15 protein-coding genes are annotated in these 19,187 nt (G+C 72.2%); 14 read left to right on the forward strand and 1 reads right to left on the reverse strand.

The genetic code is table 11. From position 1 onward, the window contains the following. Positions 1–22: 22 nt before the first annotated feature. On the reverse strand, positions 23–1,825 hold the full coding sequence (locus ACFYYF_RS20535; protein WP_361690908.1) for a glycoside hydrolase family 15 protein: 1,803 nt from the start codon (positions 1,823–1,825) through the stop codon (positions 23–25). A gap of 570 nt (positions 1,826–2,395) precedes the next feature. On the opposite strand from ACFYYF_RS20535, the gene ACFYYF_RS20540 reads away from it, so the two are divergent. The 14 genes from ACFYYF_RS20540 to ACFYYF_RS20605 all read left to right on the forward strand — a co-directional run bounded on the left by ACFYYF_RS20540 (position 2,396) and on the right by ACFYYF_RS20605 (position 19,186). Further along, the gene (locus ACFYYF_RS20540; RefSeq protein ID WP_361690911.1) at positions 2,396–4,063 is read left to right on the forward strand and encodes a CTP synthase; all 1,668 of its coding nucleotides are present in this window, start codon (positions 2,396–2,398) and stop codon (positions 4,061–4,063) included. A gap of 111 nt (positions 4,064–4,174) precedes the next feature. Beyond that, on the forward strand, positions 4,175–4,801 hold the full coding sequence (locus ACFYYF_RS20545) for an NUDIX domain-containing protein (protein ID WP_388777636.1): 627 nt from the start codon (positions 4,175–4,177) through the stop codon (positions 4,799–4,801). 286 nt (positions 4,802–5,087) lie between these two features. Beyond that, complete coding sequence (locus tag ACFYYF_RS20550) at positions 5,088–7,169, forward strand: tetratricopeptide repeat protein (protein WP_388777639.1); 2,082 nt, start codon at positions 5,088–5,090, stop codon at positions 7,167–7,169. A 161-nt stretch (positions 7,170–7,330) separates the two neighbouring features. Continuing rightward, entirely contained in the window at positions 7,331–8,455 is a 1,125-nt protein-coding gene (ald, locus tag ACFYYF_RS20555) for an alanine dehydrogenase (protein ID WP_361690788.1), read from the forward strand. 424 nt (positions 8,456–8,879) lie between these two features. Further along, entirely contained in the window at positions 8,880–10,007 is a 1,128-nt protein-coding gene (locus ACFYYF_RS20560; protein WP_326788637.1) for a ParA family protein, read from the forward strand. Further along, positions 9,992–10,567: a hypothetical protein gene (locus tag ACFYYF_RS20565; protein WP_361690791.1), complete on the forward strand. Its 576-nt coding sequence runs from the start codon at positions 9,992–9,994 to the stop codon at positions 10,565–10,567. The genes ACFYYF_RS20560 and ACFYYF_RS20565 overlap by 16 nt, the downstream gene beginning before the upstream one ends. Positions 10,568–10,585: 18 nt before the next feature. Next, positions 10,586–12,094, forward strand: coding sequence for a segregation/condensation protein A (locus tag ACFYYF_RS20570; protein WP_388777642.1), 1,509 nt, complete (start codon positions 10,586–10,588; stop codon positions 12,092–12,094). After that, on the forward strand, positions 12,091–12,747 hold the full coding sequence (gene scpB / locus ACFYYF_RS20575; protein WP_361690797.1) for an SMC-Scp complex subunit ScpB: 657 nt from the start codon (positions 12,091–12,093) through the stop codon (positions 12,745–12,747). The genes ACFYYF_RS20570 and scpB overlap by 4 nt, the downstream gene beginning before the upstream one ends. After that, positions 12,747–13,979: a pseudouridine synthase gene (locus tag ACFYYF_RS20580; protein ID WP_361690800.1), complete on the forward strand. Its 1,233-nt coding sequence runs from the start codon at positions 12,747–12,749 to the stop codon at positions 13,977–13,979. Before scpB ends, ACFYYF_RS20580 begins: the two co-directional genes overlap by 1 nt. A 190-nt stretch (positions 13,980–14,169) precedes the next feature. Next, positions 14,170–15,138, forward strand: coding sequence for a sigma-70 family RNA polymerase sigma factor (locus ACFYYF_RS20585; protein WP_388777647.1), 969 nt, complete (start codon positions 14,170–14,172; stop codon positions 15,136–15,138). Then, positions 15,135–15,728: a TIGR03086 family metal-binding protein gene (locus ACFYYF_RS20590; RefSeq protein ID WP_388777649.1), complete on the forward strand. Its 594-nt coding sequence runs from the start codon at positions 15,135–15,137 to the stop codon at positions 15,726–15,728. The genes ACFYYF_RS20585 and ACFYYF_RS20590 overlap by 4 nt, the downstream gene beginning before the upstream one ends. Positions 15,729–15,748: 20 nt before the next feature. After that, a complete protein-coding gene (locus ACFYYF_RS20595; RefSeq protein WP_388777651.1) occupies positions 15,749–17,224 on the forward strand; it encodes a DHA2 family efflux MFS transporter permease subunit in 1,476 nt (491 codons plus the stop codon). Positions 17,225–17,408: 184 nt separating this feature from the next. Beyond that, the gene (locus tag ACFYYF_RS20600) at positions 17,409–18,152 is read left to right on the forward strand and encodes an NUDIX domain-containing protein (RefSeq protein WP_388778405.1); all 744 of its coding nucleotides are present in this window, start codon (positions 17,409–17,411) and stop codon (positions 18,150–18,152) included. A gap of 11 nt (positions 18,153–18,163) precedes the next feature. Next, on the forward strand, positions 18,164–19,186 hold the full coding sequence (locus ACFYYF_RS20605) for an ADP-ribosylglycohydrolase family protein (protein ID WP_388777653.1): 1,023 nt from the start codon (positions 18,164–18,166) through the stop codon (positions 19,184–19,186). Position 19,187 lies beyond the last annotated feature (1 nt).

Below are 19,187 nucleotides of genomic sequence, written 5' to 3' on the forward strand. Positions count from 1 at the left end.
CACGCGCCCGGCGCGGTGCGGTTCAGCCGCCGTACGCCCCGCTCGCCGTCAGGCGCAGGGCCGTGTCGATGAGGGGAACGTGGCTGAAGGCCTGCGGGAAGTTGCCGACCTGGCGCTGGAGACGCGGGTCCCACTCCTCGGCCAGCAGACCGAGGTCGTTGCGCAGGGCCAGCAGGCGCTCGAAGAGCTTGCGGGCCTCGTCGACCCGGCCGATCATCGCGAGGTCGTCGGCCATCCAGAACGAGCAGGCGAGGAAGGCGCCCTCGTCGCCCTCCAGGCCGTCCACGCCCGCGTGTTCGCCGGAGGTCGGGTAGCGCAGGATGAAGCCGTCGGAGGTGGACAGCTCGCGCTGGATCGCCTCGATGGTGCCGATCACCCGCTTGTCGTCCGGCGGCAGGAAGCCCATCTGCGGGATGAGCAGCAGCGAGGCGTCGAGCTCCTTGGAGCCGTAGGACTGCGTGAAGGTGTTCCGCTCCTGGTCGTAGCCCTTCTCGCACACGTCCCGGTGGATGTCGTCGCGCAGTTCGCGCCACCTCTCCAGCGGGCCGTGCGCGTCCCCGGACTCGATGAGCTTGATGGTGCGGTCGACGGCGACCCAGGCCATCACCTTGGAGTGCACGAAGTGCCGCCGCGGGCCCCGGACTTCCCAGATGCCCTCGTCCGGCTGGTCCCAGTGGGTCTCCAGGTAGCGGATCAGCTTCAACTGGAGGAGCGAGGCGTAGTCGTTGCGGGACAGGCCCGTCATGTGGGCCAGGTGCAGGGCCTCGGTGACCTCGCCGTAGACGTCGAGCTGGAGCTGATGCGCGGCGCCGTTGCCGACCCGGACCGGTGCCGAATTCTCGTACCCGGGAAGCCAGTCGAGCTCGGCCTCGCCCAACTCCCGTTCTCCCGCGATGCCGTACATGATCTGCAGGTTCTCCGGGTCGCCGGCGACCGCGCGCAGCAGCCACTCGCGCCAGGCGCGGGCCTCCTCGCGATAGCCGGTGCGCAGCAGCGAGGAGAGGGTGATGGCCGCGTCACGCAGCCAGGTGTAGCGGTAGTCCCAGTTGCGTACGCCGCCGATCTCCTCCGGGAGGGAGGTGGTGGGCGCGGCGACGATGCCGCCCGTGGGCGCGTACGTCAGGGCCTTCAGCGTGATCAGGGAGCGGACGACGGCCTCGCGGTAGGGGCCGTGGTACGTGCACTGGTCGACCCAGTCGCGCCAGAACTCCTCGGTCGCCTCCAGCGACTGCTCCGGCTCGGGCAGCGGCGGGGGCTGCTTGTGCGAGGGCTCCCACGACACGGTGAAGGCGATCCGCTCGCCCGGCGCCACGGTGAAGTCGGCGTAGGTGGTCAGGTCCTTGCCGTACGTCTGACAGTCCGTGTCGAACCAGACCGAGTCCGGTCCGGCGACGGCGACCGTGCGGCCCTCGTGCCGGCGCACCCAGGGCACGACGCGGCCGTAGGAGAAGCGCATGCGCAGCGTGGAGCGCATCGGAACCCGGCCGGAGACGCCCTCGACGATCCGGATGAGCTGGGGCGCGCCGTCACGCGGCGGCATGAAATCGGTCACCCGGACCGTGCCCCGCGGTGTGTCCCACTCGGACTCGAGGATCAGCGAGTCGCCGCGGTACCGGCGGCGCGAGGCCGCCGGCGGCTGCGCGTCGGCCGCGTGCGCGGGACCGAGCCGCCAGAAGCCGTGATCCTCCGTGCCCAGCAGCCCCGCGAAGATGGCATGGGAGTCGAAGCGGGGCAGGCACAGCCAGTCGACTGTGCCGTCCCGGCAGACCAGCGCGGCTGTCTGCATGTCTCCGATGAGTGCGTAGTCCTCGATGCGCCCGGCCACGTGCATCTCCAGTCGAACGGCCACGGCGCCCCTGCGCGGGGCGGTCGCTCTTGTCGGTCAAAGGGAACGTAGGTACTGCAAAACAGTAGGCAATGGAAGTAGGTAACTGCGAAACGTCGATGATGGGGGACGTCCGCCGTGCGTCGCTGCGAAACGCCGGTTGTCGGTGCGATGGGCGATGCGATTGTCGTTTCGAAACGAACTGACAGGCCCTCTTTGTTCCGGTTACGTGCGGGATGGTGCCGTGTGCCGGAGGGGCTCGGCAGCGAGTGTCCGAGCAGGATACGACGCACGTGGATGATCCGCGTGCCGCTCCGGACAACCCGGCTGCGCCGATCGAGTGAGCGGTGTGTGAGGTGTGTGGCCGGCAGGGTGTCCGGGTGTGCCGAGCGGGTGGCCGGGCGTGCGCGGAGCGTGGCCGGAAGCGGCCTCCTCCGGTCGCTGATACCCTGGTAGCCCGTGGACCGGTGGGCAAGAAACCCCCGAACCGCAGCGACGGCAACCCCCGGAAATCTCCGGGCCCCACGCCGGCACGCACCCCAGACCGACCACGGGAGCCCCCTCTTGGCCATGCCGCCCAGTGCTTTTCGAAACAGCACAGCCACGACGACCAAGCACATCTTCGTCACCGGGGGTGTCGCTTCGTCCCTCGGCAAGGGACTGACCGCCTCCAGCCTGGGCGCGCTGCTCAAGGCGCGGGGTCTGCGCGTCACCATGCAGAAGCTCGACCCGTACCTGAACGTCGACCCGGGCACCATGAACCCGTTCCAGCACGGCGAGGTGTTCGTCACCAACGACGGCGCCGAGACGGACCTGGACATCGGGCACTACGAGCGCTTCCTCGACGTGGACCTGGACGGCTCGGCCAACGTGACCACCGGTCAGGTGTACTCCACCGTCATCGCCAAGGAGCGGCGCGGCGAGTACCTGGGTGACACCGTGCAGGTCATCCCGCACATCACCAACGAGATCAAGCACCGCATCCGCCGCATGGCGACCGACGACGTCGACGTCGTCATCACCGAGGTCGGCGGCACGGTCGGCGACATCGAGTCGCTGCCCTTCCTGGAGACGGTCCGCCAGGTCCGTCACGAGGTCGGCCGCGACAACGTGTTCGTCGTGCACATCTCGCTGCTGCCCTACATCGGCCCGTCCGGCGAGCTGAAGACCAAGCCGACGCAGCACTCCGTCGCCGCGCTGCGCAACATCGGTATCCAGCCGGACGCGATCGTGCTGCGGGCCGACCGCGAGGTCCCCACCGCCATCAAGCGCAAGATCTCGCTGATGTGCGACGTCGACGAGGCCGCCGTGGTCGCCGCGATCGACGCCAAGTCGATCTACGACATCCCGAAGGTCCTGCACACCGAGGGCCTGGACGCCTACGTCGTCCGCAAGCTGGACCTGCCGTTCCGTGACGTGGACTGGGCGACCTGGGACGACCTGCTCGACCGTGTCCACAACCCGGTGCACGAGATCACCATGGCGCTCGTCGGCAAGTACATCGACCTGCCCGACGCCTACCTCTCGGTCACCGAGGCGCTGCGTGCCGGCGGCTTCGCCAACAAGGCCCGCGTCAAGATCAAGTGGGTCACGTCGGACGACTGCAAGACCCCGGCGGGCGCGGCCAAGCAGCTCGGCGACGTCGACGCGATCTGCATCCCCGGCGGCTTCGGCGACCGCGGTGTGTCCGGCAAGGTCGGCGCGATCCAGTACGCCCGTGAGAACCGCATCCCGCTGCTGGGCCTCTGCCTCGGCCTGCAGTGCATCGTGATCGAGGCCGCGCGCAACCTCGCCGACATCCCCGACGCCAACTCCACCGAGTTCGACTCGGGCACCGGTCACCCGGTCATCTCCACGATGGCCGAGCAGCTGGACATCGTGGCGGGCGAGGGCGACATGGGCGGCACCATGCGCCTGGGCATGTATCCGGCCAAGCTCGCCGAGGGCTCGATCGTGCGCGAGGTGTACGACGGCAAGGAGTACATCGAGGAGCGCCACCGTCACCGCTACGAGGTGAACAACGCCTACCGCGCCGAGCTGGAGAAGAAGGCCGGTCTGCAGTTCTCCGGCACCTCCCCGGACGGCAAGCTCGTCGAGTACGTCGAGTACCCGCGCGACGTCCACCCGTACCTGGTCGCGACCCAGGCGCACCCCGAGCTGCGCTCCCGCCCGACCCGGCCGCACCCGCTCTTCGCGGGCCTGGTCAAGGCCGCGGTGGAGCGCAAGACGGGCAAGTAGCAGCAGGGTTGTACGGTGGCCGGGGTGCGGGTCCGCGGGTGTTCCCGCCGGGCGCGCGCCCCGGTTCCGTCACCGGACCGGCTTCTGTTTGCGCGTGTGGGAGGACAGGCCATGACGATCAAGGACACCCCCGAGGAGTGGGAGGTCCGGGCGACCGAGACTCCCTTCAAGGGCAACAAGACCTCGGTGCGCACCGACGACGTGGTCATGCCCGACGGATCCGTCGTCCGCCGTGACTACCAGGTCCACCCGGGCTCCGTGGCCGTGCTCGCCCTGGACGAGCAGGACCGTGTCCTGGTCCTGCGCCAGTACCGCCACCCCGTGCGCCACAAGCTGTGGGAGATCCCGGCGGGCCTGCTCGACATCCCCGGCGAGAACCCGCTGCACGCCGCCCAGCGCGAGCTCTACGAGGAGGCGCACGTCAAGGCGGAGACCTGGCGGGTGCTGACCGACGTGTACACCACCCCCGGCGGCTGCGACGAGGCCATCCGCATCTTCCTGGCCCGCGACCTCTCCCAGGCGCAGGGCGAGCGGTTCGAGGTCGAGGACGAGGAGGCGGACATGGAACTGGCCCGCGTCCCCCTCGACGACCTCGTCGGCGGTGTGCTCGCCGGCGACCTGCACAACAACTGCCTGGTCGTGGGCGTCCTCTCGCTCCTGGCCGCCCGCCAGGGAGCCGGTCTCGACGCCCTGCGCCCGGCCGGGGCGCCCTGGCCCGCCCGCCCCTTCGAGGCCTGACGTCCCCCTTCCGGGGCGGCCGGGCCGCCCCGGACGCAGTCCTGGACGGGCCGGGTACGCCCGGCCGAGGACGGTGGCCACGCCCGACCGGGGAGCCGGGTACGCCCGTCCGGGGACGCCCGGTACGCCCGTCCGGGGATACCGGTCCTACGATCGCCTGATCCGATCGGGGGACGCCGCCGCCGCGCTCCGCACGGATCGTCGCAGAGCGTGAACTAGGCTCTGGAAAACGCCCGTACCGGAGTCCCGGCGGGCTTGCGCGTGCAGTGGAACGGGAGCGTGGCCCGTGGCGGATCAGGTGGTGGACGACGGCGGCACCGAAGTGTCGTCCCAGGGGCAGCCCCTGGCTGCCGGGTCCCCTCCTACGGAGAGTCAGTTCCTGGGCCGCACAAGAGAGTTGAAGGAACTCCGGGCGGACATCGAGCGCGCCGGCCTCGACACGATCGCCGGCCGCAAGGCCCCGCGGGCACGGGTGCTGCTCATCGCCGGAAGGCCCGGCTCCGGCCGTACCGCGCTCGCCGCCACTCTTGCCGCACAGGTCGCCGAGAGTTACCCCGACGGCATCCTGCGCGCCCGGCTCACCGAACCCGACGGCACACCCGTGCCCACCGAGGCCACCGCGCGGGAACTGCTCACCGCCCTCGGACTGACCGCACCCCCCGGAGCCGGCGCCGACGACCTCGGCGAGCGGCTGCGCGAGGCCCTCGCGGTCCGCCGGGCGGTGCTCCTGCTCGACGACGCGGCCGACGCCGAGCAGGTCGACGCGCTGCTGCCTGACTCCCCGGACTGCCTGGTCGTCGCCGTCTCCGACGGACCGCTGACCGGCATCGCGGACGTCCGTCCCTGCACGCTCGGCGGCCTCGACACCAAGTCCGCCCTCGAACTCCTCGGCCACTTCACCGGCTCGGTGCGCATCACCGTCGACCCGCTCGCCGCCGAGGGTCTGGTCGAACTGTGCGCGGGCCAGCCCACCGCCCTGGTCCTGGCCGGCGGCTGGCTGACCGCGCGTCCCGCCTCCGCCGTCGCCGACCTGGCCAAGCACCTGCGCACCGAGGGCGAGGACGGCACACCGCTGGAACGCGTCTTCCGGCTCGCGTACGCCTCCCTGCCGAGCGCCGCCGCCCGGACACTGCGCCTGCTCTCGCTGGCCCCCGCGGGACTCGTCGACCCGCACACCGCCTCCGCGCTGGCGGGCTGCTCGGTCCAGGCGGCGCACACCGCGCTGGAGGAGTTCACCGGACTCGGCCTGATGCGGGCGACCCCCTCGCCGCTGCCGCAGTACGAGGTCCCCGGCTGCCTCCACCCCCTGCTCCGCGCGCTGGTCGACACCCACGACCGGCCCGCCGAGGTGCAGCTGGCCCGCGCCCGGATGCTGGAGCGGACCGTACGGCTCCTGGTGTCCTGCCGCGCCATCACCGAGACCGACAGCTCGCCCGCCCGGGAGAAGCTGGCCGGGATGCCGCGCGCCCTGCGCTTCGCCGGCCCCAGGGCGGCCGAGGACTGGCTGCGCGTGCGCCGGCCCGCGCTGCTCGCCTCGGCCCGGCTCGCGGTCGCCGACGGAGAGCTGGACACCCTCGCCCGGCGGCTGATGGCCGCCCTGGTGCGGGCGATGGCGGCCCATTTCGGCACCCGGGCCGCGGCACCCGACCTGTACGTCATCCACCGGCTCGTCCTGGACGTCGCCGAACGCCGGAACCTGCCCCGCGAGAAGGCGGCGGCCCTGCTCAACCTCGCCGACCTGGACGCGCAGACCGGCCGCAGGACCGACGCCCTCGCCCGCTACCGGGCCGCGCTCGACGCCGGACGCGAGGCGAACGACCCGTACGCGACCGGCCGCGCGATGGAATCCGTAGGCGGCGCCCACCAGGAACTCGGGGACCACGACCGGGCCGCCGACTGGTACGGCAGGGCCCTCGCCCAGCGGCTCGCGCGCGACGAGCGCGCGGACGCCGCCCGGCTGTACGGGCGCATCGCCACCGTCCACACCTACGCGGGCCGGTACGGCGAGGCCCAGGTCAACTGGCGCGCCGCGGTCGCCTGGCACCGCAAGAACGGCGATGTCGCCTCCCAGGCAAGGGCGTTGAGCGAGATGGCCCGGGTCCAGGAGTACGCCGGACGGCCCGAGGAGTCGCTGCGCACGTGCCAGGAGGCCGTGGAGTGGGCGCGCCGCGCGGACGACGTGCGCCTGCAGGCCGCGCTCCAGGTCAGGCTGGCCGACACCCTGGACCGGCTCGGCGACCCGGCGGCCGCCCGGCTGCACCGGGCGGCCGCCGAGCGCATGCTGGGAGATGAGCTCCCGGAGAGCACATCCAGCCCGGAACGCGACGGTAACGCCTACGAAATCCGTAGTGCATCCGCAGAAGATTGATGCATTGAAAGGCTAGACAGAGAGAATCCCTTCATTAGACTGGCTCCGCCGCGTTCTTCCGTGGTGTCTCCCGGTGTGCTCCCGTACGTCGGGTATGACATGCATTGCCTGGCTCGCATCGCCTCGGCATGCATCCCCCAGAGCCCTCTGAGTCAAGGACCGTGATCGACGTGAAGGTCGGCATCCCCCGCGAGGTCAAGAACAACGAGTTCCGGGTGGCCATCACCCCCGCCGGTGTGCACGAGCTCGTGCGCCACGGCCACCAGGTCTTCGTCGAGCAGAACGCCGGCGTCGGCTCCTCGATCACGGACGAGGAGTACGTCTCCGCCGGTGCGCAGATCCTGCCCACCGCCGACGAGGTCTGGGCCACCGCCGACCTGCTGCTGAAGGTCAAGGAGCCCATCGCCGAGGAGTACCACCGCCTCCGCAAGGACCAGACGCTCTTCACCTACCTGCACCTGGCCGCTTCCAAGGAGTGCACGGACGCCCTCCTGGAGTCCGGCACCACGGCGATCGCCTACGAGACCGTCGAGCTGCCGAGCCGCGCCCTGCCGCTGCTCGCCCCGATGTCCGAGGTCGCGGGCCGCCTCGCCCCGCAGGTCGGCGCCTACCACCTGATGCGCGCCAACGGCGGCCGCGGTGTCCTGCCCGGCGGTGTCCCGGGCGTGCTGCCGGCCAAGGCCGTCGTCATCGGCGGCGGTGTCTCCGGCTGGAACGCCGCGCAGATCGCCATCGGCATGGGCTTCGAGGTGACGCTGCTCGACCGCGACATCAACAAGCTGCGCGAGGCCGACAAGATCTTCGGCACGAAGGTCAAGGCCGTCATGTCCAACTCCTTCGAGCTGGAGAAGGCCTGCCTCGAGGCCGACCTCGTGATCGGTGCCGTGCTGATCCCCGGCGCCAAGGCGCCGAAGCTGGTCACCAACGAGCTCGTCTCCCGGATGAAGCCGGGGAGTGTCCTTGTCGACATCGCGATCGACCAGGGCGGCTGCTTCGAGGACTCGCGTCCCACCACGCACGCCGAGCCGACCTTCCCGGTCCACAACTCGGTCTTCTACTGCGTCGCCAACATGCCCGGCGCGGTTCCCAACACCTCGACGTACGCGCTCACCAACGCCACGCTGCCGTACATCGTCGAGCTGGCCAACCGCGGCTGGACCGAGGCGCTGCGCCGTGACAACGCGCTGGCCAAGGGTCTCAACACCCATGACGGCAAGGTTGTTTACCGCGAGGTCGCCGAGGCCCACGGCCTGGAGCACGTCGCCCTGGAGAGCCTGCTCGGCTGAGTCTCCCGACAGCTCCGCAAGTCGACATTCTCGGCCGACTCGGCGCTGACAAAAGGCGATACGTCAACACGGTCGTCAACACCGCTCACCCGGCCGGACCTTGCCCGACAAGGTCCGGCCGCGTGTGTGTCGGCTCACTTTGCGACACTCGTTCAACTTGCCGCGAACATAACTCTTCAACCGATTCGCACACCGGTGAAACCTGCCGTGCGACGGCCTTACGCCCTTGACAGAGGGGTGTTCGGTTGCCGACACATCGGGTCGGGTCCGGCGGATTGTGTTGCTGCGGAGCGGTGACACGCCATAGAGTCGCCAACCGTCGGCATGGTGCCACGCTGACCTATCGAGAAGTTCCCTGGTCACCAAGGAGGTAAGACGACTTGTGAATGAGTCGACATTTACTCCCGGGGGTGGTCAACCAGGAATGCCGGCGCGGGGCCAGAGCCCCACGGGGCTCGAGGCTGTCGGCTCCGTCGCTGTCCGCACCTTCGCAGCCCACCAGAGTCCCCGGACGACTCAGACAGCACACCCGAGCATGGATGGCCATCACGTGAACGCCATGGCCGGCAACGGAAGTGGCGAGAACCACACCCACTTCGCCGACTACGACGAACTGCCCGAGGGGCACTTCTACGACCCCGACGCCGAGTACGAGCCCGATCCGGAGTACGCGGCCACGCTCGCGCCCGACGCGGCCCGTCAGCGCCGCGAGCGCATCGGCCCGACAGGGCGCCCGCTGCCCTACTTCCCGATCCCGGGTCCGCTGACCAGTCACGGCCCCGCGACGATCATCGCGATGTGCAACCAGAAGGGCGGCGTGGGCAAGACCACGTCGACCATCAACCTGGGTGCCGCCCTCGCGGAGTACGGACGCCGGGTGCTGCTCGTCGACTTCGACCCGCAGGGCGCGCTGTCCGTGGGACTCGGCGTCAACCCGATGGAGCTCGACCTCACCGTCTACAACCTGCTCATGGAGCGGGGCATGGCGGCCGACGAGGTGCTCCTGAAGACGGCGGTCCCGAACATGGACCTGCTGCCCAGCAACATCGACCTGTCCGCCGCCGAGGTGCAGCTCGTCAGCGAGGTCGCGCGCGAGTCCACGCTGCAGCGCGCCCTGAAGCCGCTGATGGCCGACTACGACTACATCGTGATCGACTGCCAGCCCTCGCTCGGCCTGCTCACCGTGAACGCCCTGACGGCGGCCCACAAGGTGATCGTGCCGCTGGAGTGCGAGTTCTTCGCGCTGCGCGGTGTCGCGCTGCTCACCGAGACGATCGAGAAGGTCCAGGAACGGCTCAACCCGGAGCTGGAGCTCGACGGCATCCTCGCCACGATGTACGACTCCCGCACGGTGCACAGCCGTGAGGTGCTCGCGCGCGTCGTCGAGGCCTTCGACGATCACGTCTACCACACCGTGATCGGCCGGACCGTCCGCTTCCCGGAGACCACGGTCGCCGGTGAGCCGATCACCACGTACGCCTCCAACTCCGTCGGTGCCGCCGCCTATCGCCAGCTCGCCAGGGAGGTGCTCGCCCGGTGTCACGCCGAGTGAGTCTGCCGGGGGCCGACGAACTGTTCCGTACCACCGGGGGCATGGCACTGCAGTCGTCCACCCCCAACCGCCGGACCAACGGCGAGGCCCGGGTGCCCGCTCCGGCCGGCGAGAGCGATGCGTCGGCCGGGGAGGACGCGCCCCAGTCGGTGCCCGTCCAGGGCGGTGACGGTGAGGGCGACGAACATGTCGCCGCCGACGCCGAGCCGTCCGACGCGGAGTCGCGCAGCCGGGGCGGCGCGCCGGACCGTTCGGGACGTGGCCGGCCGGCGCAGGAAGGTTCTGGCGCCTCCTCCACGTCCGTGCAGTCGTCCCGCAAGCGGGGGCGCGCCGCGAACCGCCGGCCCAGCGGGCGGGAACGGCACGACGAGAAGATCACCGTGTACGTGTCCGCGGAGGAGCTGATGGACCTCGAACACGCGCGTCTGGTGCTCCGCGGTGAACACGGTCTCGCCGTCGACCGCGGACGGATCGTCCGTGAGGCGGTCGCCGTGGTCCTGGCGGACCTGGAGTCCCGCGGGGACGCGAGCATTCTCGTACGGCGACTGCGCGGGCGGTAGAGGTAGCCTTCGACGGCTATGACCTCGAACGTCCCGCCTCCGTCAGCCGCCCCCGGCGGCCGTCGGCGTGCACTGGGACGCGGTCCCGGCACCGCGCCGGGACCGGTCGAGGCACCGCCCGAGCCGTCCGGCCCGTCCGAGGGACCCTCCGCCGCCCCGCCGGCCGAGCCCACGCCCGCCCCGCCGGCCGGGCCCACCGTCGCCCCGTCGGCCGAACCGCCGTCCGCCCCGGCCGCCGAACCCCCGAAGACCCCCCGTGAGCCCTCCCAGGCGCCCCGTGAGGGCGCCGGGGGGCCGGGCGGGCCAGGGGCACCGGCCGAGCCCTCCGCGCCGCCTGAAGGCCCCACCGAGCCCTCCGCGGCGCCCGCGGAGACGACCGGGGCGACGGCCTGGGCGACCGAGGCACCCCCGGCACCCCCCGAGCCGGGAGACGAGCCCTCCGGGCCGCCCGTGGCGCCCCCGGAGCCGGTCAAGCGGCCGGTGGCGACCACGGCGACGACCGAGGCGCCCCCGGCACCCGTGCGGCATCCCGAGCCACGAGACGAGCCGTTCGAGCCCTCCGAGCCGTCCGGCCCCTCCGAGCCGTCCGGCCCCTCCGCGACGCCTGAGCCGTCCGGGACGGCCGAGCCGTCCGGGACGGCCGATGAGGGATCCGGTGGCGCTTCCGGCGAATCCGGTGACTCCCGGGACGGGGTCTTCAAGGTGCGGCTCTCGAACTTCGAGGGGCCCTTCGACCTCCTGCTCCAGCTCATCTCCAAGCACAAGCTCGACGTCACCGAAGTGGCGCTGTCCAAGGTCACCGACGAGTTCATGGCGCACATCCGCGCGATGGGCCCGGACTGGGACCTCGACCAGACGACCGAGTTCCTGGTCGTCGCCGCGACCCTGCTCGACCTGAAGGCGGCCAGGCTGCTCCCGGCCGCCGAGGTCGAGGACGAGGCCGACCTGGCCCTGCTGGAGGCCCGCGACCTGCTGTTCGCGCGGCTGCTCCAGTACCGCGCCTACAAACGGATCGCGGACATCTTCAACACGCGCCTGGAGGAGGAGGCCCGCCGCTACCCCCGCACCGTCGGCCTGGAGGCGCAGTACGCCGAGCTGCTGCCCGAGGTCGTCATCAGCATCGGCCCCGAGGGCTTCGCGCGGCTCGCCGTGAAGGCGATGCAGCCCAAGCCCAAGCCGCAGGTCTACGTCGACCACATCCACGCGCCGCTCGTCAGCGTGCAGGAACAGGCCGGGATCGTGGTGGCGCGGCTCCGGGAACTCGGCGAGGCCAGCTTCCGCTCGCTCGTCGAGGACACCGACGACACCCTCACCGTGGTCGCCCGTTTCCTGGCCCTGCTGGAGCTGTACCGGGAGAAGGCCGTCGCCCTCGACCAGGAGGAGGCCCTCGGGGACCTCATGGTGCGCTGGACGGGCGGGGAGGGCGGAGAGGGCGACGAGGGGCCGCGGGTGACCGACGAGTTCGACCGGCCGGCGGAGACGGCGGACGACGCGGCAGGGCGCGGGACCAAGAAGGAGAAGGCGTGAGCGAGGAGACCACCGGCACCCCCGCGGTGCCGCCCACCGTCGCCGACCTCGATCTCGGGGCAGCCCTGGAGGCCGTCCTGATGGTCGTGGACGAGCCGGCCACCGAGGAACACCTCGCCAGGATCCTGGAGCGGCCCCGGCGGCAGGTCGCGGACGCGCTGCGCGCGCTGGCCGACGAGTACACCGTCCAGGGCCGCGGATTCGAGCTCAGGCTGATCGCGGGCGGCTGGCGCTTCTACTCGCGTCCCGCGTACGCGAGCGCCGTCGAACGCTTCGTCCTGGACGGCCAGCAGGCCCGGCTCACCCAGGCGGCCCTGGAGACGCTGGCCGTCGTCGCGTACCGCCAGCCGGTCAGCCGGTCCCGGGTCTCCGCGGTCCGCGGAGTCAACTGCGACGGCGTGATGCGGACCCTCCTCCAGCGCGGTCTGGTCGAGGAGGCGGGCACGGAACCCGAAACAGGTGCGATCCTGTACACGACGACGAACTACTTCCTGGAGCGAATGGGCCTGCGCGGTCTGGACGAGCTCCCGGAGCTCGCGCCCTTCCTCCCCGAGGCGGACGCGATCGAGGCAGAGACGCTGGAAGGGGTCCCGTCGTTCGATCCGGACGCACCGGACACAGACGCAGACGACACGACGACGACGGAACTTTGATGCGAAGCAGTGGCAGCGGCAGTGGCAGGAACAGCGGGCGCGGCAACCCGCGCGGAACCGGCGGAAGCGGCGGTTCGCGCGGCAGCGGCAGCGGCGGCGGCGCCCGCGGGACCGGCGGGGGCGGTGGCTCGCGCGGCGGAAGCGGGGGCGGCCCGCGCGGCGGAAGCGGCGGCTCGCGCGGTACGGGCGGCGGCGGCTTCCAGCCGAGGAGCTCGGCGGCGGGTTCCGGCGCGGGCCGTGACGACCGGCCGAAGCGTCCCAGCAAGCCCCGTCCCGAGGAGCGCCGCTACGACGTAGGCCCCGGCGCCTCGCCGGACGGCCCCAAGTCCGGGCGCGGAGCGTCGGCGCGCGGTGGCGCCAAGGGCGGCCCCCGGCAGAGCCAGCAGCGCGGCGGACGTACGGAGCCCTCGCGCTCCCGCGAGTACGAGACGCGGGCCGAGGAGCGCAACCGCGACCGGTACGCGGGCAAGCCCGACATCAAGCTGCCCAAGACCTTCCCGGGCGCCGAGGAGGAGGGCGAGCGCCTGCAGAAGGTGCTCGCGCGCGCGGGCTACGGCTCCCGGCGTGCCTGCGAGGAGCTGGTGGACCAGGCCAGGGTCGAGGTCAACGGCCAGATCGTCCTGGAGCAGGGGCTGCGCGTCGACCCGGAGAAGGACGAGATCAAGGTCGACGGCCTGACGGTCGCGACGCAGTCGTACCAGTTCTTCTCGCTGAACAAGCCCGCCGGTGTCGTCTCCACGATGGAGGACAACGAGGGCCGCCAGTGCCTCGGCGACTACGTGACGAACCGCGAGACGCGGCTCTTCCATGTGGGACGGCTCGACACCGAGACCGAAGGTGTCATCCTGCTCACCAACCACGGCGAGCTGGCGCACCGGCTGACCCACCCCAAGTACGGCGTGAAGAAGGTCTACCTCGCGCACATCGTGGGCCCGATCCCGCGCGACCTGGGCAAGCGGCTCAAGGACGGCATCCAGCTCGAGGACGGGTACGCGAAGGCGGACCACTTCCGTGTCGTCGAGCAGACCGGCAAGAACTACCTCGTCGAGGTGACCCTGCACGAGGGCCGCAAGCACATCGTGCGCCGCATGCTCGCCGAGGCCGGTTTCCCGGTCGACAAGCTGGTGCGCGTCGCCTTCGGTCCGATCACCCTGGGCGACCAGAAGTCGGGCTGGCTGCGCCGTCTGTCGAACACCGAGGTCGGCATGCTCATGGCCGAGGTCGGTCTCTGATCCCGCCGGCCCCCTGAGGCCGCGGAGCCCCGCGGCTCCGGCGGCCCGCGGACATCACCCGCGCCCGCGACGGCCGGTCCCGGAACTTCTCCGGGGCCGGCCGATTCGTTTTCGCCTCCCCGGCGGTCTGTACCGGTGAACGGACCACGGGTGCGCCCCGGCGCGCCCCGCGCGAAGGAAGGGAGCGGCGATGACCGCGACGACGGACCACGACGAGTTCGTCCGGCTGACCGGCCCCTACCGGCGGGAGCTGATCGCCCACTGCTACCGCATGCTCGGCTCGGCCGACGACGCCGAGGACCTCGTACAGGAGACGTATCTGCGGGCCTGGCGGTCCTACGAGGGGTACGAGGGCCGGGCCTCCCTGCGCACCTGGCTCTACCGGATCGCCACCAACACGTGTCTGACGGCCCTGGAGGGGCGCGGGCGCCGTCCCCTGCCCACCGGTCTCGGCGGGCCGGGGGACGCGCCCGAGGAGCCGCTGCGCGGGCCCGCGACGGACATCCCCTGGCTTCAGCCGCTGCCCGACAGGCTCGTCGACCCGGCGACGGTCGTGGCGGCGCGCGGCACCCTGCGGCTCGCCCTGGTGGCCGCGCTGCAGAACCTGCCTCCGCAGCAGCGGGCGGTGCTCATCCTGCGGGACGTGCTGGCCTGGCGGGCCGCCGAGGTGGCCGCCCTGCTCGACACGTCGACCGCGGCGGTCAAGAGCACCCTCCAGCGCGCGCGTGCCCGGCTCGACGAGGTCGCGCCGGAGGAGGACCTGGTGGTCGAGCCCGGCGGCGCCGACGACCGCGAACTCCTCGACCGGTACATGGCGGCCTTCGAGAACGCCGACATGGAGTCGCTGCTCGGCCTGCTGCGCGAGGGGGTCGAGCTGGAGATGCCGCCCCACCTGGAGTGGTTCAGCGGCGTGAAGGACGTCATGCGGTTCCTGCGGGTGCGGGTGCTCTCCGGGCGCGAGCCGGGATGGATCCGCATGCTGCCCGTCCGCGCCAACGGGCAGCCCGCCGTGGCGGCCTACGAGCGCGGCGCCGACGGGGCGCTGCGGGCGCACTCCGTGCAGGTGCTCACGGCCGAGGCCGGCGGTCTCGCGCGCCTCACCGTCTTCCTGGACCCGGGACTGTTCGACGCCTTCGGGCTGCCCGGGACACTCCCGTGAATCCCGGAGAGCTCCTGGAGCGCTCGCTCGCCTACGCGGCGGTCGGTGTCGCCGCCGTGCCGCGCGCGGACCTGCGGTGGCCGACCCCGTGCGCCGGCTGGGACCTGGGGGAGCTGCTCCACCACCTCGACGACTCGGTCGAAGCCCTCTACGAGGGCGTCGCGGACGGGCGGGTCGGGCTGTGTCCGGCCCGCCCCGCCGCCGATCCGGTGTGCGCCTTCCGTGAGCGGGCGGGCGCCCTCCTCGGCGTCTGCGCCGCGGTGTCCGCGCCGCCGCCGGACCCGGCCGTGGGGGACCGGTCGCTCGGCGCGGGGCTGCTGGTGGCCGTCGGCGCCCTGGAGATCGCGGTGCACGGCTGGGACGTGGCACGGGCCTGCGGACGCACCCGGCCGATCCCGTCCGCGCTGGCCGCGGAACTGCTGCCGCTGGCGCACCTCGTGGTCGCGGACGCCGACCGCGGAGTGCGCTTCGCCGCCCCGCTCGACGCCCCGCCGGGCACCCCGCCCGGCGGCCGGCTCCTCGCCTTCCTCGGCCGGTGCCCCGGCGGCGATTCCTTTTCGGTCCGGGGCGGGTCCGTCCTTCGTGAGTGATCCTCACGGAAGGAACCGTCATGACCGACACCACCGCGCGCGCCCCCGTCCAGCAGCCGTCGGCCCCGCCCGCACGCCGTGCGTGGACCGTCGTCCTGGCCGGACTCGGGGCGCTGCTCTGCTCCCTCGACGTGGTCGTCGTGGCCACCGCGCTGCCGGCCCTGCGGGCCGACTTCGGGGCGAGCCTGTCCGACCTGGAGTGGACGATCAACGCGTACAACCTCGTCTTCGCCTGCCTCACCCTGACCGGTGCCGCGCTCGGCGACCGGTTCGGACGGCGGCGCATGTACGTCGTCGGGCTCGCCGTCTTCACCCTGGCCTCGGCCCTCGCCGCGCTGGCCCCGGGGCCGGGTCAGCTCATCGCCGCGCGGGCGCTGCAGGGTGCCGGCGCCGCCGTCCTGCTGCCGCTCACCCTGACCCTGATCAGCGAGGCGTTCCCGGCCGAGAAGCGGGGCGTGGCCATCGGGGTCTGGGGCGGGGTGACCGGCCTCGGCGTCGCGGCCGGGCCCGTGCTGGGCGGTGCCGTCACCGAGGGCCTGTCCTGGCAGTGGATCTTCTGGCTGAACGTGCCGACCGGGCTCGCGATGCTGCCGCTCGCCTCTCTGAGACTGCGGGAGAGCCATGGTCCGCGTCCGCAACTCGACGTCGTGGGGCTGCTGTTGGCCGCCGTCGGGCTGACCGGCCTCGCCTGGGCGCCGGTACGGGCCCCGCAGGCGGGCTGGGGGAGTGCCGAGGTGCTGGGCGCGCTGGCCGTCGGCGTCGTCTTCGTGGCCGCCTTCCTCGGCTGGGAGCGGTCCGGGGCCCGTTATCCGATGCTGCCGCTCGGCTACTTCCGCAGGCGCGCCTTCTCGACCGCCAACGGAGCCGTCTTCCTGACGTTCATGTCGCTGCTCGGCTCCCTGTTCATGATCTCGCAGCTGTTCCAGCTCGGCCTCGGGAACTCGCCGCTCCAGGCCGGTGTCCGCATCCTGGTGTGGACCGGCATGCCGCTGCTCGTGGCGCCGCTCGCGGGCGCGCTCGCCGACCGGTTCGGGAACCGCCCCTTCATGTTCGGCGGGCTCGTCCTCCAGGCGGCCGGACTCGGGCTGCTGGCCTGGCAGGTGCAGCCCGGTGTCGCGTACGGACGGCTGGTGCTGCCCCTGGTCGTCGCGGGCGTCGGCATCTCCATGGTCTTCCCCACCGTCGCGAACGCCGTGACGTCCGCGGTGCCGCCCGCCGACGCGGGTGTCGCGGCCGGCGTCAACAACGCGCTGCGCGAGCTGGGCGGCGTCTTCGGGATCGCCGTCGCGGCGGCCGTGTTCACGCGGTTCGGGGGCTATGGCTCGGCACGTGACTTCGTCGACGGCTGCGGTCCGGCGCTGTGGGTCTCGGCGGGAGTGGCGGCCGCCGGAGCACTGGTGGCCGCGCTCGCACCGGCTCACGCTCCGGCGCGCGAACCGGACGCGCTCCGGGCCGGCGTCCGGCGGGCGGAGGAGTCGCGCGCCCGGGTCCCGTGACGTTCCCCGCCGCGGCCCGCTCCATGGCCCGGGCCGCGGCCGGCTCCTCGCCGACGGCTCCGCGCCCGGGACAGCGCAACCTCCGTGGTCGAAAGCCTTGTTGACATCCCGCGCTCCCTTTATAGTCGTGATGACCATGGTCAAGGTGACCATAAAGAGCCACGGCACCAGAGGGGGCGCGGGAGTGGAGACGGGCAAGGGCCGCACGCCGGGGGACGCGGCACCCGAGGGCTATGACAAATACGCCTTCGAGCCCTTCGCCGTCACCGTCGACCTGGCCGTCCTGACGGTGCGCGCGGGCGCACTCCAGGTCCTGCTGGTCGAACGGGGCCAGGAACCGTACGCAGGCCGCTGGGCTCTGCCCGGCGGCTTCGTGCTGCCCCGCGAGTCCGCCGAGGCCGCGGCCCGGCGTGAACTCGCCGAGGAGACCGGCCTGTCGGACCTCTCGGGACTCCACCTGGAACAACTGCGCACCTACAGCGAACCCGACCGCGACCCCCGTATGAGGGTCGTCTCCGTCGCGTTCGCCGCCCTGCTGCCCGACCCGCCCGAACCCCGCGGCGGCGGCGACGCGGCACGCGCCGAGTGGCGGCCCTTCGACGCGCTCGGCCCGCTCGCCTTCGACCACGACCGGATCCTCGCCGACGCCCATGAACGCGTCGGCGCCAAGCTGGAGTACTCCTGCCTCGCCACGTCCTTCTGCCCGCCCGAGTTCACCCTCGGAGAGCTGCAGCACGTGTACGAGACGGTGTGGGGCACCGCGCTCGACCGGCCGAACTTCCGGCGCAAGGTCCTCGCCACACCCGGATTCGTCGAACAGGTCCCCGGTGCCGCCCGCCTCACCGGCGGCCGCGGCAAACCCGCCGCCCTCTACCGCGCGGGCGGCGCCAAGGTTCTGCACCCACCCCTGCTGCGTCCCACCTCGTAAGGACGGCCCCGATGACCAGCACGACCCTGACCAAACGCGCCGCGACCGGCTCCCTCATCGGCCTGGCCCTCGGAGACGCGCTCGGGTTCCCCACGGAGTTCAGCACCGTGCCCGGCATCCTGGAGAAGTGCGGCCCCTGGCGGCAGATGGCGCTGCCCCGGCCCGCGATCGTCACCGACGACACCCAGATGACCCTCGCGCTGGCCCACGGACTGCGCACGGCCATGGACCGCGGACTGCTCGGCCCGCTGCGGATGGAAAGGCCCGTGCGCGAGGAGTTCGTGAACTGGTACCAGTCGCCTGAGAACAACCGGGCCCCCGGCCGGACCTGCCTGGTCGCCTGCCAGCTCCTCAAGGACGACAAGCGCCGCTGGCAGGAGGCCAGTCAGACCGGCTCCAAGGGCTGCGGCGCCAACATGCGCGTGGCGCCCGTCGGGCTCGCCCGCGGACTCAGCGACGAACAGCGCGCGGGCGCCGCCCAGTTCCAGGCCGCCCTCACCCACGGCCACCCCACCGCGCTCGCCGCCTCGGACCTCACCGCGCACACCGTCCGGCTGCTCTCCCAGGGAGCCGAGCCCGCGGAACTGATCGGCCTGCTGCTCTCGTACGCGCACGAGAACCGGTACCGCTACCACTCCCGCTGGCTCGGCGACCTGTGGACGTTCTGCCACGACGCCTCTCCCGAGGCGTACATCTCCCGCGGCTGGGACGAGTGCATCGCCGTCCTGGACAACCTCCGCCAGGCCGTGCGCACCGCGTCGCCCGAGGACGACCCCTGCCTCGCGACCGGCGAGGGCTGGATCGCCGAGGAGGCGTTCGCCACCGGCCTGCTGTGCTTCCTGATGTTCGTCGACGAACCCGTCACCGCGCTGCGCCGGGCCGCCTGCACCTCGGGCGACTCCGACTCCATCGCCTGCCTGGCCGGGGCGTTCGCGGGTGCCCACCACGGCTCCGAGGTCTGGCCGACCGACTGGGCCGACCGCATCGAGTACCACAGCGACCTCATGTCCCTGGGGGCGCTCTGGGATGCTTGAG

The organism is Streptomyces sp. NPDC001914 (assembly GCF_042891215.1).
Lineage (GTDB): Bacteria > Actinomycetota > Actinomycetes > Streptomycetales > Streptomycetaceae > Streptomyces.